The following is a 17,223-nucleotide window of genomic DNA, read 5'->3' on the forward strand; positions in this document are numbered from 1 at the left end:
TTAAGCAGCCACTGCAAGATCTATTGGTTTTTACAGGCCAAGTCGCGGCATTTCGATCTTCGGACAGCGATCAGCCACCACGGTTTTGCCCGCCTGTCGTGCCAGAGCTTCGGCCTCCTCGTTGCCGACACCGATCTGCATCCAGACCACCTGCAGATGCGGCAGATGGGCCAAGGCGTCGCGGGTGATGTCCGGCATGGCCTCCGACCGGCGGAAGATATCCACCATATCCACCTCGATCTCCGGCGGGATCGCGGCAAGATCGGCATATACGGTTTCGCCCAAGGCCGTCTGCCCCGCAAGGCCGGGATTGACGGGGATCACCCGATAGCCTTTGGCCTGTAGAAAACGGGCCACCATATGCGACGGCCTGTCGGGATGCGCGGAATAGCCGACCAGGGCGATGGTCTTGGTGGTTGCGAATATCTCGCGTAGCTTGGCATCAGAAACCATCATATCCTCCGGTAACGCCCTGCCCCAGAAAAAAGCGCCCAGACCATAAGGCCGGGCGCGAGTGCGGAACGAGGGACAGTGTTCGAAGCGCAGTGGTTCCGATACTGCGCCTCCTGTCATTCAAGTTAGAAAGCATCCGGGCAATTAAAAGGCCACAATCTTGAAATCGCGCGCATGTGAACGACGGAAGCGCATTTTTCCTCGAATGTGGCGCTTGGGTCACGCCTTGGTGGTGCCGCGATTCTGGGCCGCATAAAGCGCCACGGCGGCCGCGTTCGACACGTTGAGCGACCCGAAATCTGCAGCAAACGGGATTTTCACCAGATGATCGCACAGCTCGCGCGTGCGCTCGCGCAGCCCCGGCCCTTCGGCACCCATCACCAGAGCAATCGGCAGATGGGGCGATTTTGCCAGACCTTCGGCCAAGGTCATCTCGGCCTCGCCCGCCAGACCATAGACAACATAGCCGATCTTCTGCAGCTCTTCGATGGCATCGCCCAGATTCTTCACCCGCAGATAGGGCTGGCGCTCCAGCGCCCCCGAGGCGGTTTTCGCCAGAGCCCCTGTCTCGGGGGCCGAATGGCGATGCGGTGCCACCACGGCACGCGCCCCGAACACCTCGGCAGAGCGCAAGATCGCCCCCACATTATGCGGGTCGGTGACACGGTCCAGCAGGACCACCACCGGCGATGCCTGCCCCGGCTCGCACAAATCCGTCACCTTACCCCAATCAAGCGGCTTCACTTCCAAAGCCGCCCCCTGATGGACCGAATCCTCGGCAATCGGCACATCTTTCGCAAAGCGGCGCACATCGACGATTTCCGGCTCCATACCGGATTGCGCGATCGCCTCGGCCAGTTTGTCAGCCGCATTCTTCGACAGGACAAGGCGCAGACGGGTGCGATCAGGGTTTACAAGCGCATCCCGCACCGCATGCAGGCCGAACAACCAGACGGTTTCGGCTGCCGCTGCGCGTTTGGAGCGTTCTTTATCGATAACCCAAGCCGGCTTTTTCATCGGATTCCCCTTATATACTTGATCTTCTTCCTGCGCATTTGCGCGACGATTGGCAAGCCCGAGAAAGAGTTGCAAGAAAAATGAAAAAAGGCGCTTGACGCTCCCGATCACTGTCCGTAAAAGCCCCCTCACAGCGTCGGGTGACGTGCTGCAAGGTGCGGCAGCGGACTGTAACTCCGCCGGGGAGACCCATGCCTGGTTCGATTCCAGGGTCACCCACCACTACCCTCCAAGGGTTTGGTGAGACGCTGTAAGCTCCTGAAAATCCGCGAAATATTCGAAAGACATTCTGGCATTATCCGTGCTAGTCTGACTCGTATTATAAATATTCCATAATTCCGGAGCGCCTTTGCATGTCGATGCCAAAGACCCAGAAAGACTTCATCGTATTCTGCGTCGCGCAGCAGGGGCGGCTGGAACATGAGGCCGTGATCTTCGTGCGCTCGTTCCGGGCCTGCAATCCCGATTTCAAGGGGCGGCTCATCGTGGCCGAGCCGACAGGCGCGCGCTGGTCGCAGCCAACGGCCATCTCTGCCGAAACCCGCGCCCTGCTGGAGGCCGAAGGCGCCGAGATCATCAGCTTCGAGAACCGGCATTTCGGCGAGAGCTACCCCTATGGCAACAAGATCGAGGCCCTGCTGGCACTCCCCCCAGAGCCCTTTCTTTTTTTCGACACCGATACCGTCTTTACGGGGCCGCTCAGCGATCTGGCGATCGATTTCGACTATCCCACGGCCTCCATGCGCCGCGAAGGCACATGGCCCGAGCCTCCGCTTTACGGGCCGGGCTACCATGACATCTGGAAGTGCCTCTATGACCGCTTCGAGATCCCCTTCGAGCCGACACTCGACCTCGGCCAGCCGGAAGAATACTGGGAGCGGTTCCTCTATTTCAATGCTGGCTGGTTTCTGGGGGCGGATGCGCAGGAATTCGGCACGCGCTTTCTGCGCTATGCCCTGTCGATCCGCGACAATACCCCTGACGAACTGGCCTGCCAGTCGCTTGACCCGTGGCTGGACCAGATTGCGCTGCCGCTTGTGATCGCCTCCTTGGGAGGTGGCCGCCCCGGACCGGAACTGGCGGGCCTCGACAGCCTGACATCCTGCCATTACCGCACGCTGCCTCTGCTCTATGCCCGCGAAAGCGATGCCGCGATCGCGATGGTCGAAGAGGTCTGCACACCGAACAAGGTGAAAAAAATCCTGAAAGCCTATGAACCGATCAAGAAGCTCGTGCTGCAAGGCAAGGGCAAGAAGATCCGCGCGCTCTTCGACCAGAACGACCTGCCCCGCCGCGAAAAAGTGATCCGTAACGCGATCAAGCGCGAGGGCCTGTGGCTGCGCTGAATCCTAGCGGGAAAAGTGCCGCGCGCCCTGCCAGACTTGGCTGCTCCAACCGGCAGCGCCTCGCCGATATGGCGATCAATTTCTTCGTTGTCAGTGGTTCGCCGCTTTTCTTGAAGGCCGTTCTCGGCTACCAGTAACAAAACACCAAAACGGTGCTTACAGGCACCGATGAGACGCACCGAGCTAGACCATGAAACCTCAATTCGCCCTGAATTTCTCGGCAGAGAATGTCAGTCTCCTTGAACGCCATCAATATGGCTGGTCAGAGCATGGTCAGGTATCGATTGGTGACGCCGAAACGCTGGAAAGCGAGATGTCGAAGCTGCGCGCCAAAGCGGTCCAGCTGGGCGGCCAGGGCTTCACCACCAAGCTTGCGATTCCCGCGACGCAGATCCTCTATACGGCGGTGCATGCGCCCGGCCCCACCATTGCCGAGCGCCGCCGCCAGATCGAAGCCGCGCTTATCGACATGACGCCTTATCCGGTCAGCGATCTGGTATTTGACTGGTCCGGCCCCGGAAAGACCGTGCATGTGGCCGTGATCGCCCGCGACACGCTGCGCGAGGCGGAGGATTTTGCCGAAACCCACGGGATGCGCCCCGTGTCTTTCGTAGCGATCCCCAAGGGCGAGGAATTTGTTGGCGAGCCGTGGTTCGGCATAACAACATTCGCACCGGACTATCTGGCACAGGGCGAACATGTGCAGCCCGATACCGATGCGATGGTCATCTGCACCCCCGAAGACGGGGCGGCCGCCTTTGCCGCCGCAGCCGCGCGCGCGGCGCAGAATGACCAGCTTATGGCCGAACAGGCGGCCCGCGAAGCCGAAGAAGCAGCCTATACCCCTGCGGATATCCCCCCCGCACAAGACCCTGCGCCGCAACCGCCAGAGCCGGAACAGCCAGAGCCGGAGCTGCCCGCGCCAGATCTGCCAGAGCCGGACCTGCCCGCGCCCGAGCTTCCTCCGGCAGAGGACCTGCCCGCACCGGACTATCCGCCACAGGAGCTGCCACAGCCCGCGCCACCGGTTCCTCCAGCCGAACCGGAGAGCCCTGCCCCATCCGAATTCACCACGCCCGCCGCGCCGCAATGGCAAGACGCCCCCGAAGACAGCCCTCCTCCACCGTCGCTGGCAGAGGAGCTGGCCGAATATGGTCAGGAGCCGGTAGACGAGCCTTGGCAGGACCGTCAGTGGGACGATAGCGATTTCGGCACCGAACCCGGCCCCTATGCCGAGGACGAGGACGGTTTCGCGCCGACGCCCTCGATGTCCGCACCCGCCGCACCGCAAAACCAGTGGCATCATAACGGCTCGGACCGCATCTCGATTCCGGAAAGCGACCTTGACCGCCTGCGGGCGGAATTCGGTGTGGATCGTCCGGAAGAACTGCCGGGCAGCGAAGCCCCACTTTCCGCGCATATGTCCGAAGGCACGGCGGCAGGTGCATGCCCGACCCGCAAGCTCTCAGGGGCGCGCCGTGATATGCCGGTTTCGGGACAGGCCGCCGGACCCGCCCTTTATGCCGAACGCGAAACGGCAGAGCCCCGCCATAGTGCAGCCGATCTTGTGGCGCAGTCAGAGCATCGCGACAGCCGCGCCGCAGGGCGCAAGGACAAACCGGCCCGCAAAGAGGGCGCGCTGCGCAAGCCCGTGGCCGATCAGGCGTTCGACACGCCCGCAGTGTCGCGCCGACCTCTGGCCGAGGATTCCCCGCCCCTCTCGGGGGCACGCGACGGGCGCGACAGGATCTCGATCACCGCGCGTGTCGGCACCACGCCCCCCTCCGCCGAGGACGAAACCGACGCGCCGACGCGCGATCTGGGTGACACCATCGGCGGCAAGCCCCGCTATCTGGGCCTTATCCTGACGGGTGCGTTGATCCTTGTTCTGGCCATTATCGCCATGCTGATGGGCGGAGAAGACACGACCGACCCCGCGCAGACCGATGTCAGCGCCACCGAACAGCAGGCGCTATCACCGACGGCGCTTGCGCAAGCCGGCTCGGAACAAACCTCCACAGCCGAGAACACGCCCGCACAAGGCGTTCCGGCGGTACAGCCCCAAACGGCCCCGACCGGCACGGGGCAAGAGGCTGCCGCTCAGGCCTTGACGGGGCATGTCGACACGCTCAGCACGCCGCCCAAACGCGACCCCGAGCCAACAGCCCCCGCTGCGCCGCCGCCCTATAACCAGCTTGCCCGCGTGCAGGCAGATGGCACGGTCACGCCGACCCCCGAAGGGGTGCTGATGCCCGGAAAATTCATGCTGGTGGCAGGCAAGCCGGACCGCCTGCCGCGCGCCCGTCCGGAGGATGTCAAATTCGCCTATAGCGAGGCGACCGGCAAACCGATGCCCTATCAGGCACCGGCTCTCAAAGGCAAAACACCGAAAGCCCGTCCCGCTGCGGTCGAGAAAGCCGCGCAAGCGGCGCAGGACAAACCGGCTCCCGCTGCTGCGCCCGAAGCCACCGCGGCGCCGGTTGCGGACACCAAGACTGCCCCCCCGACCCCCACGACCCCCGATGCGAAACCGCTTGCCAAGCCCGAGCAGACAAAGGCCGAGGCATCGCAAGACGCCAAAGCTGCCGAAGAGGCCCCTGTCGAACAGGCGCGCGCAGTGGTCAATGATCCGCGCTTGTCCAGCGCCTCGCCGCTCAGGGCGCGCCCTGCGGCTGTGGCCGATGCCGCCAAGGCCGAGGCCGAGCGTCGCGCCGCCGAAGAAAAAGCCGCGCAGGACGCGCAAGCTGCGATGGCATCGGCCACCGATCAGGCGGTCACCGTCTCGCGCCGACCGATGGGACGCCCGCAGAATTTCTCGAGTGCGGTGCAATCCGCTTTGGCCGCCGCTATGGCCAACCGGCCTGCCGAAGCCGCCCCTGCCCCGAAAGCGCCCGCAGCCCCCAAGGCCGCCCCCAAACCCGCCCCCGTGCAGACCGCGCGCTCGGCCCCGACTGCGCCTGAAGCGGATGACGAGCCCGAGGCGAAAGCCGCGCCCAACATGCCCACGGCCGCCTCTGTCGCCAAAGCGGCAACGGATGATAATGCGATTCGTCTCAATCAGGTGAACCTGATCGGCGTCTATGGCAGCCAGAGCAACCGCCGTGCCCTGTTACGGATGCCCAACGGGCGGTTTGTGAAAGTGCAGATCGGGGATCGCTTCGATGGCGGTCAGGTCACAGCCATTAATGACAAGTCGCTGACCTACCAGAAAGGCTCGAAAGCGTACCGGATCAACCTGATCGACGGCTGATCCTTGCCCATCGCTTGGGCGTGAGCAGGTATTGCGACGCATTACACGGAAAATCCAGTTTTTCCGGACCGCTATCTAGACTAGCCTTGCAAAAACCCTGCGGGACTTGCGCGCCGCACGGTGACGGGCGGTGCGTGGCACCCTGAATTGAAAGACGTGATCGGACTATGGAAGCTTTTCTGCTTCAGGCAACGCTCTATTTGCTGGCAATGATCATCGCCGTGCCGCTGGCCACCCGTGCCAAGCTTGGATCGGTGCTTGGCTATCTGATCGCGGGGCTGATGATCGGCCCCGTTCTCGGGCTCACCGGCTCGGAAATGGATGACCTGCAGCACTTCGCCGAATTCGGTGTGGTGATGATGCTGTTCCTTATCGGACTGGAACTGGAACCGCGCGCTCTTTGGGCCATGCGGGACAAGCTGGTCGGCCTTGGCGGTTTGCAGGTGGTGATCACGCTTGTCGTGGTCACGCTGTTCGCGATGATCTTGGGACAGCCGCTCTCGATTGCGCTCGCGCTGGGGATGATTTTCTCGCTCAGTTCGACGGCGATCGTCTTGCAAACCCTGAACGAGCGCAAGCTGATGCAGACGCAGGGCGGACGATCGACATTTGCGGTGCTGTTGACGCAGGATATCGCGGTCATCCCGATGCTGGCCATCCTGCCCCTGCTGGCACAACCGGGTGCACGGGCGCTTGCCAAGGCCGAGGCGCAAGCCCATAACCCCGTCTCCACCTTCATCGCCACCCTGCCCGGCTGGGGTGTGACGCTGTTGACGCTGGCTGCCGTGGGTTTTGTCGTGCTGGCGGGGCATTATCTTGTCCGCCCGATTTTCCGCTTTGTGCAAAGCACCCGCCTGCCGGAAATGAACACGGCCACTGCGCTTCTGATCGTGGTCGGCATCGCGACGCTGATGAATATGGTGGGGCTTTCCCCCGCTTTGGGGACCTTCCTTGCGGGGGTGGTTCTGGCCGATAGCGAATTCCGCCACGAGCTGGAAGCCTCGATCGAGCCGTTCAAGGGCTTGCTGATGGGGCTGTTCTTCATCACCGTCGGGGCCGGAATCAACTTTGCCGTCTTCCTCAGCGCCCCGCTACAGATTACCGGCATGGTGGTCGGCATTGTCGCCATCAAGATCGCAGTGCTTTACGGGCTGGCCCACCTGTTCAAAATGCAGGGGCGCGACCACTCGCTTTTCACGCTGGGTCTGGCGCAAGCGGGGGAATTCGGCTTTGTGCTGGTGTCCTTCGCTGTCGGACAGCGGATTTTCCCCACGGCGCTGGCCGAAAAAGTGCTGCTGGTCATCGCGCTGTCGATGCTGATCACGCCGCTACTGTTCATCCTGCAGGGCGTCCTTGCCTCGCGCCAGCGCGAAGAGACCCCGAAGCCCGACGAGATCGACGAGCAGCAGCCCATCATCATTGCGGGGATCGGGCGGTTTGGTCAGGTGGTGAACCAGCTTGTCACCATGTCGGGCTTCCGGACCACCATGCTGGATAATGACCTGAAGATGATCCAGCTGATGCGTGCTTTCGGCTACAAAGGCTATTTCGGCGACCCGACCCGCCCCGAGCTTCTGGCCGCTGCAGGGATCATGAAAGCGCAGGTGCTGGTGGCCGCCCTTGATGACAAGGATGCCGTGACCCGTCTGGTGACCTATGCGCGCAAGCTGCGGCCAGATCTGCATATCGTCGCCCGTGCCCGCGACCGTGTCCATGTCTACGAACTTTACAAGGCCGGTGCCAATGACATCGTCCGCGAGATGTATGACAGCTCGCTGCGGGTGGGCCGCTACGTGCTGGAAAATGTGGGACTGTCCGAATATGAGGCGGCCGAGCTGGAACGGATCTTCTTCAAGATGGATCGCGCGATGGTCCGCGAGCTGGCCGAGGTCTGGAAACCCGGTGTGCCGATCGAACAGAACCTTGAATATATCGCGCGCACCAAAGAGCTGAATGCGGGTCTGCAGGCCGCGATCGCGCAGCGCTTTGCCATGCGGGGCGATACCGCCCCCCCGCCGCAGGTCGATACCGACCGTCCGGCAAGTGTCGGCGAACTGGATCAATCATAGCGCGGCCCGCATATCGGCTGGGCCTGTTCGCCGCGCCTCTTAGGCACGCGCCTTGCACAAAGCGGGAGACATGCGGCCATGAGGTTTTGCCCGAGGATGCGTCATCGCATGGGGCCGGCAAAACAGCCGGAGCCCGAAAACCGGCCTACCCAAAAATAAAAGCGGGCCCAAAAGCAAAAGCGGGCCCCGAAGGACCCGCCCTGTTCTCATGACTGGTCGCCCGATCATGCCGCAGCGCGGCTGTCGAGCACCTCGTCGACTTTCTTCGCGGCACCGGCCTCGTCGGTGCCCGAAACGGCTGCGATTTCGCGGGTCAGGCGCTCGAGAGCCGCTTCGTAAAGCTGACGCTCGGAATAGGATTGCTCGCGCTGGTCATCGGCACGGTGCAGGTCGCGCACGACTTCGGCGATGGACAGCAGATCACCCGAGTTGATCTTCTGTTCGTATTCCTGCGCCCGACGCGACCACATGGCACGTTTCACCTTGGCCTTGCCCTTGAGAGTATTGAGCGCACGCGCCACCTCATCTGCAGACGCCAGACCGCGCAGACCTGCTTCGGTCGCTTTTGCGGTGGGAACGCGAAGGGTCATCTTGTCTTTTTCGAAGGAGATGACAAAAAGTTCAAGCTTCAGGCCGGCAATCTCTTGTTCCTCAATCGACATGATCTTGCCGACACCATGAGCGGGATACACAACGTAATCGTCAGGGCGGAATTCCGATTTTTTGGTCTTGGTCATTCAGTCGCTTCCTTGCAGCCAATCCGTTTGGCCCTTACAAACAGAGCAAAAGACACCCTCGGCTGCCGAAGCGCCGTTGAGGTGCCGTAGGTCTGTGAGATCACTGATACGGTGAGCAGTCCGTAGCAGGTAGGTCCGGATCTATTGTGCCAAGACCATACCATAAAATTGGGCCTCAGGAAAGCACGGCGTCACAGCCGCACAGCTCAAGATTAATAAAACCTTTAGTTAACCGGCACTCTGCAACAGCCCCGCCAACAGAAAAATGCCAAAGACGCGACAAGGCATCTTTGGCATTTTCAGGAATTCCTGAACAACTCTAAAGAGTTATTGATCGCCCTCACCCGGCGCTTCGCTGAAATATTTCTCCAGCTTGCCGGTTTCACCGTCATATTTCTCGTGATCGGGCATCGGATCTTTTTTCTGCGTCAGAACCGGCCAGAGTTCCGAATACTTACGGTTCATCTCGACCCAGTCTTCCATCCCCGGTTCCGTATCGGGGCGAATCGCATCTGCGGGGCATTCAGGCTCGCAAACGCCGCAGTCGATGCATTCGTCGGGGTGGATCACCAGCGTGTTCTCGCCCTCGTAGAAACAATCCACCGGGCACACCTCGACGCAATCCGTGTATTTGCAGTTGATGCAGTTGTCGGTAACGACATAGGTCATGGCACGAATCCGGTCATAATTGGATGTTGAGGCTTCGTAGCCTCAAGACGCCCGTGATGCAAGACAGCCGCGCAGCATAAGACGGGCCTTGCGCAAAAGCGACACGGATCAGACGGGCTGTTCTACATCATCGGGGTCGGGCGAAACGCCTGTTTCGTCAAGGTCGCGATACAAAAGACGCGCCTCCGGTGCCGGTCCGCGCCGCTCGCCGCAGGCAAGCACTTCCAGCACCTTCACCCCGCCCTGCATGGAAAGGGTCAGAATATCGCCCGGGCCGATGGACCGCCCGGGCTTGGTGATTTTCTGGCCATTGATCCGCAGCTTTCCACCCGACACAAGACTGACGGCAAGCGTGCGGGTTTTTACAAACCGTGCCTGCCACAGCCATTTGTCGATGCGGATCTGCGGCCCCCCGGCCATCGGACCTATTTCTTGTCCTTGAGCTGGGCGAGGATCGCGAAGGGGCTATCGGGATCCATGGGCTTTTCTTTCTTCGGCGGACGCGCCTCGAATTTCTGGCCACCCTTGGGGCCGCCTTTGCCCTTATTGCCCGGCTTGCCACCGCGACGCTGTTCGCCCTCGTTGCGGCGATTGCCCTCGGGACGGCGCTTGCCACCCTGATTGCCACGGCCCTGACCTTCGCCCGCCTCGCGACGCGGACCACGGTTGCGCGCACGCGGCACCCATTTGAAGGTGTAGAAGACCTCCATCTCGGGGCCTTCGGCAGCGGCTGCCTCGGCCTCTTCGGCCACAACGCTCTGCTCTTCGGGGATCGGGTTCGAGGCTTCGCCTTCAGCCTTCGGCGCGGGGGCCGCGACAGGCTTGGCTTTCTCGCGCTCGCCCTTCTCGGCCTCATAGCCCAGACCCTGCATCAGATCGGCGAATTGCTCGAGCGTCATGCCGGTGATCGACAGCATATCGGGGTTGGCTTCAAAGCCCCCACGGCTGTCCTGGCTGCGCAGCAGATCGGCCAGACGTTCCAGCATGTCGATGCGGATTGCGCGGCTGCCTGCGGGGCGATAGCCCGCGCGGATATAGGCGGTACGGTCGACCGTTTCGACGTTCGGGATAGTCACCAGACCCGGAGGCGGGCTTTCGGGGAAATCATCGAGACCGTCGTAAAGCGAGGCCAGAACCAGACGCAGACGGGTCGGCGCGGGCTTCAGCAGTTGGGTCTGGAAGATGGTATATTGGCCGAAGCGCACACCATGCTTGCGCAGAAGGCCGCGCGATTCCTGATCCAGATCCTTGACCTCATTGGCCACATCCTCGCGCGGGACGATGCCCATGCCTTCCACCAGACGGAAGGCAAAACCGCGTGCCAGCCCCGTCACGCCCTCATCGCGCGACATCGCCAGAAGCGGCTCGAAGAGGGCTGCAACCTTGCGGTCGATGAAATGCTGCAAGCGGCGCGTGACCTTCTCGGCCACATCCGCGCCCGCCTCGTCATCGACGAAAGCCTGCACGGAGGGTTTGAGCGGATCATCGCCCTTCACCAGCTTGCCGACAGCCGTCGTGCCCCACATCAGACCACCCTGTTCGGTGAAATCCATCTCTGTGTCGGGAGCATTATAGAACCGATCCGCCCGCAGGCTGAATTCGGGCTTGAGCGCCTCATAGGCCGCACGGGCCAGCATTTTCGCCTCGTCGGGGCTGGACGTACCGTCCTGCTGGAAGCGGAATCCATCCAGACGGCCAGCGAATTCGCCTTCAACCGTCACTTCACCCTTGTCGTTCACCTCGGCCACGAGGGTCTCCTTCTGCTTGAGCCGCCGCAACAACACACTCGTGCGCCGGTCCACAAATCGTTGGGTCAGCGCGCTATGCAACGCATCTGACAATCTGTCTTCTACAGCGCGAGTCTCCTCACGCCAATGCATTTCGTCTTCTACCCAGCCTTTGCGCTGAGCGACATAGGTCCATGTGCGGATAAACGCCAATCGGCGCGAAATGGCATCAATATCGCCATGCACCCGATCAATCCTCTCGACCTGACGCGCCAGCCAATCGCCGGGCACACCTTTTCCGGTCTGCAAGAACTCGAAAATCCGCGCCAGCAGGGTCGCATGTTCCATTTCAGAAATCGAGCGGAAATCCGGAATGCGGCACACATCCCATAAAAGCCGCACATCTTTTGGGCTGGAGAGGCGGTCGATCACCTCGGGCATCGCGGTCAGCGCCTTCAGCGCACGCAGATCATCGGCCTCGCGCCCCCGCGTCAGACGTTCATGCTGAGGCTGCATCTCGAGCGAGGCGATCAGCCGCTCGGTCGTGCCGAACTCCAGCTTGGAGTTACGCCATTGCAAACGGTCCAGCGGCGCGAAACGGTGGTTTTCCACCGCCTCGACAACGCCCTCCTCGAAAGGCCGCGCCTCGCCGGTCACGCCAAAGGTGCCATCGGTCTTGTAGCGCCCTGCCCGCCCTGCGATCTGGCCGATCTCATAGGGAAACAGCGACCGCATCCGGCGGCCATCGAATTTCACGGTCGAGGAAAAGGCCACATGGTCGATATCAAGGTTCAACCCCATGCCGATCGCATCGGTGGCCACCAGATAATCCACATCGCCATTTTGATACATGGCAACCTGCGCGTTGCGGGTACGCGGGCTGAGCGCCCCCATCACCACAGCACAGCCCCCCTTCTGACGGCGCAGAAGCTCGGCAATGGCATAGACGTTATCCACCGAGAACCCGACGATGGCCGAGCGCGGCGGCATCCGCGAGGTCTTTTTTGAGCCCGAATAACTCAGGCTGGAAAACCTTTCGCGGCGGGTGAATTGCACCCGATCCACCAGCGCGGCAATGGCGCCCTTCATGGTCTCGGACCCCAGAAGCAGCGTCTCGTGCAGACCGCGCGCATTCAGCAGACGGTCGGTAAAGACATGGCCGCGCTCGGGGTCGCCACAAAGCTGGATCTCGTCCAGCGCCAGAAAATCCACGCCCATATTATCGGGCATCGCCTCGGTGGTGCAGACCCAATATTGCGTGCGCTCGGGGACGATACGTTCCTCCCCCGTCACCAAGGCCACCACGGAGGGCCCGCGCATCGCCACGATCCGGTCATAGACCTCGCGCGCCAGAAGACGCAGCGGCAGGCCGATCATGCCCGTCCGATGCCCCAGCATCCGTTCGATGGCGTAATGCGTTTTGCCGGTGTTGGTCGGCCCAAGGACCGCTGTCACTCGTCCAGACATGGTTCCTTTCGTGCCCGTGGCAGGCTAGAGCGCCTTGCCACCAAGCTCCTTTTCAAGCCGGTCAATCGCGTCTTTCACATCCTCCTGATGCGGATTCAAGCCGAAAGACGCCTGATAGGCTTTCAGCGCGCGCTTATTGTCTCCGGTTTCCTCGAGGATCGTTCCGATGCCTGCCAACGCCACCCAATGGCGCGGCTCCAGACGCAGGGTCTGCGCCAGATCCGCAATCGCGGGGCCATAAAACCCCGCCGAATAATAGGCCTGCGCCCGCGCATTCCACCCCGCCGCAAAGTCGGGATCATGATCGACAAGCGCCGTCAAATGCTCGATGGCGGCCTCGCTATCGCCTGCATCCAGCGCATCCTCCCCACGCTTGAGCAAAAGATCCATCGCTGCAGACCCCGAACGCGACCATGCCCTTTCGATATCCGATTGCGCCCGCGCCCATGCCGCATTGTCGGGATCGGCCAGCTCGCTGAAGGCACTATCCACCCCCGAATCGGCATGCGTGGCCGCAGACTCCGCCCATGCCTTTGCTAAACACAGGCTCATACACAGACAAACGGCACATAGCCGCCGAAAAGAAACGAAAAATTTGTCTGTCCATTGGATCGTGCTCATGGTGAAAGAGTACCTGAAACGAGTTCGAAATCGAGCCCCCTGATATCACTTTTCGGAGCACCCCATGAGCAAAGTTATCGCCGCCGCCGTCGAAGCCCTCGAAAAACGCCTGCCCGAAGGGTTTCCGCAGGTCGCGAAATTCGTGATCCATGACGAAGGCGCCATCATCGCGGACCCGCAAGGCGTGCGCGCAGGCGACGCCGAAACCCCCGCCGATGTCACGCTCAGTGCCTCGCGCGAGACCTTCGAGGGCATGCTGGGGGGCACCGTCAATCCGATGAGCGCCTATATGACCGGCAAGCTGAAACTGGACGGCCCGATGGGGCTGGCCATGCAGTTGGGGCAGGCGCTGGCCAAATGACCCCCGCCCCCTTTTATGCCGACATGGCGCGCGGACCCGATGGCGGTCAGGCGTTCTGGCTGCGCACGGCAGACGGGGTGCGCATCCGCATGGGTATCTGGCCCGCACCGCCCAGCGCCCGTGGCACCGTATTCCTTCTGCCGGGCCGCACCGAATATGTCGAGAAATACGGCCCTGCCGCCGCCGATTTCGCCGCCCGCGGCTTTGCCACGCTGGCAATAGACTGGCGTGGGCAGGGGCTGGCCGACCGTGCGTTGGAAGACCGGATGAAAGGGCATGTCAGCCATTTCGACGCCTTCCAGAGCGACCTTGACGAAGTGATCGAGAACGCAGCCCTGCTCGGCTTGCCGCGCCCCTGGTTTGTGGTCGGCCATTCGATGGGCGGTGCCATCGCGCTGCGCCGGATCATGGATGGCAGCCCTTTTGCGGCCTGTGCCTTTTCCGCCCCGATGTTCGGCCTCAAACTGCCCCCGCCCCTGCATCTGATCCGCAAACCGCTTGCCAAGCTGATCCGGCAGATGCGCCTTACCGGCCTTTTCCCGCCCGGCATGGGGCCGGAATGCTATGTGCTCAAGACCCGTTTCGAGGATAACCTGCTGACCAAAGACCGCGAGATGTGGGCGTTTCTTGTCGATCACGTCACCCGCGTGCCCAAGCTGGCTCTTGGCGGGCCGACATTGGGCTGGGCCGCCGAGAGCGTACTGGAATGCGACCGTCTGGCGATGCGCCCTGCCCCCGATATGCATTGCTACTGCTCGGTGGGCACCGACGAGCGCATCATCGATGTCGCGGCGGTCGATTACCGCATGCGCGGCTGGCGCCGCGGCGTTCTGGACTGGATCGACGGGGCAGAGCACGAGGTCATGATGGACAGCGCCGCACGACGCAAACAGTTTTTTGACGGGTGCGTCGCCGCTTTCGAAAAGGCGCTCTGACCCTCAGATCTGGATCTCGGAGAACCCGTCGCGCAGCACATCCGACCATGCCTGCGACATCGCCATGAATTGCGGGTCCTGCGCCTCGATCCGCGTGGTCTCGCCCAGACATAGCGCACCTTTGCGGATAACGGCCAGATCCAGCGGCATCCCCACAGACAGATTGGACCGCAGGGTGGAATCCATCGACAGCAGCACGGCCTTTTTGGCATCGTCAAGCGAGGTCGACATGCGCACGACGCGGTCAAGGATCGGCTTGCCATATTTATGCTCGCCGATCTGCAGGAAGGGCGTGTCTTCGGTGGCCTCGATGAAATTGCCCTCGGGATAGACAAGGAACATCCGCATCGCGCCATCCTGACGCTGCCCCGCCACAATCATCGAGGCCGAGGTCGAGACTTGCGACATCTCCATTTTGGCATTGATCGAACTGCGCACCCGCGCCAGCGTCGCACCGATGATCTCGGCCACTTTCAGCATCGTGGGAGCCAGCATGATCGACTGGTCCGCCGTCGCTTCGGGATCATCGATCGCCTCGCGCAACTGCGCGATGGTGGTCTGCGTGACCGACAGCGACCCCGCCGTCATCACAGTGATCACCCGCTCCCCCGGACGTTCGAAGGTGAACATCTTCTTGTAGGTCGAGATATTATCCAGTCCGGCATTGGTCCGCGTATCGGACAATAGCACCATTCCGGCATCCAGCAGCAGTCCGACACAATAGGTCATGATGATCCCCGGGCGATTCGTCAGCACTCATTACAGCGCCGATTTATTGCTGCACGCTTTCCAGAGCAACGGAAACATTCATGCGCTCTTCGCCAAGCCCCTGTGCAATGCCGCGAATGGGCGCGGCATCCTGCGCATCAAGGCCCGACCCGATACGGATATAGCGCGCATCGGGACAGCACCGGTTTGCCGGATCGAACCCGACCCAACCGTAATTGCGCACATGAAGCTCGGCCCAGGCGTGGCTGGCTTCCTCGCGCGCGGTGTCTCCCTCGCCAAAAAGATAGCCGGTGACATAGCGGGCGGGAATCCCCATCGAACGTGCCATAGTGATCAGCACATGGGCCTGATCCTGACAGACACCCTTCTTATGGGCCAGCGCCTCGGCTGCGGTGGTGCGGGTCTCGGTTGCTCCGGCCTGATATTCCACCTCCTCGGCGGTCAGTACACAGAGCCGATGCGCCTGCTCCAACGGATCTTCCTCCCCTTTCACACCGCGCAGGGCGAGGCTCGACAAGGTGCCATCATCATGGGTCAGCGTGGTCTCGCGCAGATAGGCCAGAGGGTTGATCGTTTCGCGATGGCCGCGCAGGATACCGGCGGTATCATTCGTTTCGACCCGCCCGCGCACCGAAATGCGCAGCTGTTCCATCGGCCCGCGCACCGACCAGCCCTCGATGCGGTCGCCCGCGCCGTCGCGGAACGCACCGCCCAATATGCCGCCCTGCACCGAGACATCCCAGTCAATCACCCGCTGCCCGTCATGGCGCGAGGCAAAAAGCCTGAGCGATTGCACCGAGCTGCGCATCGGCGCGTCATAGTCGTATACCGTCACATGTTCGACCGTCAGTATCATCGCGCCTCGCCCGAAAGATAGGTTTCGAACACGGTCGAGGTCAGGCCCGAGACCTCCCCGATGAACCGCGTCAGAAATTCATGCAGCCCCTCGTCGAACACCTCCTCGACGGTGGCCTTCTGCAACTCGCCCAGAAGCGCGCGCGCCCGCATCTGCGGCAGGCCGGATTTGCGGTAATCGCGGGCAAGGCATTCCAGATGATAGGTGACTTTCTCGGTCGCCGTGATCAGCGACCGCGGGCTTTGCGGATTGAGAATCAGGAAATGCGCGATTTTACGGGCCGAAAGCTCGCCCCCATAGGCAAAGTGGAAGGCCCGATGCGATTGCAGCGTGCGCAGCAGCGTATGCCACTGATAGCTGTCCAGCTCGGACCCCACGAAATCCAGCGAGGGCAGCAGCACATAATATTTCACATCCAGCAGCCGCGCCGTATTATCGGCCCGTTCCAGCGCGAAGCCGATATTGAGGAAATGATAGCCGTCATTATGCAAAAGCGTGGAATCGATGGCGCCACGCACCATCGTCGCCTGCCGCGAGACCCATTCGGTCAGATCGGTCAGCTCCAGTTCGGAACGCGGACGGCGTTCAAGCTGGCGCAGCTCCTGAAAGGCCATGTTCAGCACATCCCAGAGCTGGCCGGAGATCGCGGTTCTGACGATACGCGCGTTTTCCCGCGCCCGCTCGATGCAGGAAATCACCGAAGACGGGTTGTCGCGGTCGAAGAACAGATAGCTTTCGATATTGCGCTGCACAGGGTCGCCATATTTGGCATCGAAGCCCTTGGCCGTGCCCGACGCCTGCAACAGGCTCTCCCACTCGCTGCGATAGCCATCGCCATGCGCCTGCGGAATCATGGTGATGCGCGCGCCGACCTCAAGCAGCCGCGCCATAGTCTCGGCGCGTTCGATATAGCGCGCGATCCAGAACAGGTTTTCAGCGGTACGACTTAGCATGCCACCTCTCCTCTCGAAACGGGTGGCATTTCC

At 61.9% G+C, this 17,223-nt stretch carries 15 protein-coding genes and 1 tRNA gene; 6 read left to right on the forward strand and 10 right to left on the reverse strand.

Features of this window, described 5'->3' with window-relative positions; genetic code table 11:
- Positions 1-30: 30 nt before the first annotated feature.
- Positions 31-456 carry a CoA-binding protein gene (locus WDB86_RS05940; RefSeq protein ID WP_339109368.1) on the reverse strand — a complete coding sequence of 142 codons (426 nt, stop codon included), beginning with the start codon at positions 454-456 and terminating at the stop codon, positions 31-33.
- A gap of 216 nt (positions 457-672) precedes the next feature.
- Positions 673-1,470 carry a 23S rRNA (guanosine(2251)-2'-O)-methyltransferase RlmB gene (rlmB, locus tag WDB86_RS05945; protein WP_406736881.1) on the reverse strand — a complete coding sequence of 266 codons (798 nt, stop codon included), beginning with the start codon at positions 1,468-1,470 and terminating at the stop codon, positions 673-675.
- A gap of 138 nt (positions 1,471-1,608) precedes the next feature.
- Between rlmB and WDB86_RS05950 the strand changes: the two genes are divergently transcribed.
- The 4 genes from WDB86_RS05950 (at position 1,609) to WDB86_RS05965 (ending at position 8,135) form a co-directional block, all read left to right on the forward strand.
- Positions 1,609-1,692: transfer RNA gene (locus tag WDB86_RS05950), tRNA-Tyr, on the forward strand.
- A 131-nt stretch (positions 1,693-1,823) separates the two neighbouring features.
- Complete coding sequence (locus WDB86_RS05955; RefSeq protein ID WP_339109366.1) at positions 1,824-2,816, forward strand: hypothetical protein; 993 nt, start codon at positions 1,824-1,826, stop codon at positions 2,814-2,816.
- 190 nt (positions 2,817-3,006) lie between these two features.
- Positions 3,007-6,066: a hypothetical protein gene (locus tag WDB86_RS05960; RefSeq protein ID WP_406736882.1), complete on the forward strand. Its 3,060-nt coding sequence runs from the start codon at positions 3,007-3,009 to the stop codon at positions 6,064-6,066.
- Positions 6,067-6,233: 167 nt separating this feature from the next.
- A complete protein-coding gene (locus WDB86_RS05965; protein ID WP_339109364.1) occupies positions 6,234-8,135 on the forward strand; it encodes a cation:proton antiporter in 1,902 nt (633 codons plus the stop codon).
- A 224-nt stretch (positions 8,136-8,359) separates the two neighbouring features.
- On the opposite strand, the gene WDB86_RS05970 is transcribed toward WDB86_RS05965, so the two are convergent.
- The 5 genes from WDB86_RS05970 to WDB86_RS05990 all read right to left on the reverse strand — a co-directional run bounded on the left by WDB86_RS05970 (position 8,360) and on the right by WDB86_RS05990 (position 13,287).
- On the reverse strand, positions 8,360-8,872 hold the full coding sequence (locus WDB86_RS05970) for a CarD family transcriptional regulator (RefSeq protein ID WP_339109363.1): 513 nt from the start codon (positions 8,870-8,872) through the stop codon (positions 8,360-8,362).
- Positions 8,873-9,199: 327 nt separating this feature from the next.
- Positions 9,200-9,541: a ferredoxin FdxA gene (gene fdxA, locus WDB86_RS05975; protein WP_339109362.1), complete on the reverse strand. Its 342-nt coding sequence runs from the start codon at positions 9,539-9,541 to the stop codon at positions 9,200-9,202.
- 108 nt (positions 9,542-9,649) lie between these two features.
- Positions 9,650-9,961: an RNA-binding S4 domain-containing protein gene (locus WDB86_RS05980; RefSeq protein WP_339109361.1), complete on the reverse strand. Its 312-nt coding sequence runs from the start codon at positions 9,959-9,961 to the stop codon at positions 9,650-9,652.
- 5 nt (positions 9,962-9,966) lie between these two features.
- The gene (locus WDB86_RS05985) at positions 9,967-12,735 is read right to left on the reverse strand and encodes a helicase-related protein (RefSeq protein ID WP_406736883.1); all 2,769 of its coding nucleotides are present in this window, start codon (positions 12,733-12,735) and stop codon (positions 9,967-9,969) included.
- Between the two features lie 24 nt (positions 12,736-12,759).
- Entirely contained in the window at positions 12,760-13,287 is a 528-nt protein-coding gene (locus tag WDB86_RS05990) for a tetratricopeptide repeat protein (RefSeq protein ID WP_406736884.1), read from the reverse strand.
- A gap of 133 nt (positions 13,288-13,420) precedes the next feature.
- On the opposite strand from WDB86_RS05990, the gene WDB86_RS05995 reads away from it, so the two are divergent.
- Positions 13,421-13,717: an SCP2 sterol-binding domain-containing protein gene (locus WDB86_RS05995; protein WP_339109358.1), complete on the forward strand. Its 297-nt coding sequence runs from the start codon at positions 13,421-13,423 to the stop codon at positions 13,715-13,717.
- Positions 13,714-14,652, forward strand: a complete 939-nt coding sequence (locus WDB86_RS06000) for an alpha/beta hydrolase (RefSeq protein ID WP_339109357.1) — start codon at positions 13,714-13,716, stop codon at positions 14,650-14,652. Before WDB86_RS05995 ends, WDB86_RS06000 begins: the two co-directional genes overlap by 4 nt.
- Before the next feature lie 3 nt (positions 14,653-14,655).
- Here WDB86_RS06000 and WDB86_RS06005 read toward each other — a convergent pair whose 3' ends face one another.
- The 3 genes from WDB86_RS06005 to WDB86_RS06015 are packed head-to-tail and all read right to left on the reverse strand — an operon-like array spanning position 14,656 to position 17,190.
- On the reverse strand, positions 14,656-15,381 hold the full coding sequence (locus WDB86_RS06005) for a proteasome-type protease (RefSeq protein ID WP_339109356.1): 726 nt from the start codon (positions 15,379-15,381) through the stop codon (positions 14,656-14,658).
- A gap of 43 nt (positions 15,382-15,424) precedes the next feature.
- Positions 15,425-16,237, reverse strand: coding sequence for a transglutaminase domain-containing protein (locus WDB86_RS06010; RefSeq protein ID WP_406720480.1), 813 nt, complete (start codon positions 16,235-16,237; stop codon positions 15,425-15,427).
- Positions 16,234-17,190 carry an alpha-E domain-containing protein gene (locus tag WDB86_RS06015; protein WP_339109354.1) on the reverse strand — a complete coding sequence of 319 codons (957 nt, stop codon included), beginning with the start codon at positions 17,188-17,190 and terminating at the stop codon, positions 16,234-16,236. Before WDB86_RS06015 ends, WDB86_RS06010 begins: the two co-directional genes overlap by 4 nt.
- Between the last annotated feature and the right edge of the window lie 33 nt (positions 17,191-17,223).

This window comes from Thioclava sp. GXIMD4215 (genome assembly GCF_045291555.1).
GTDB lineage: Bacteria > Pseudomonadota > Alphaproteobacteria > Rhodobacterales > Rhodobacteraceae > Thioclava > Thioclava litoralis.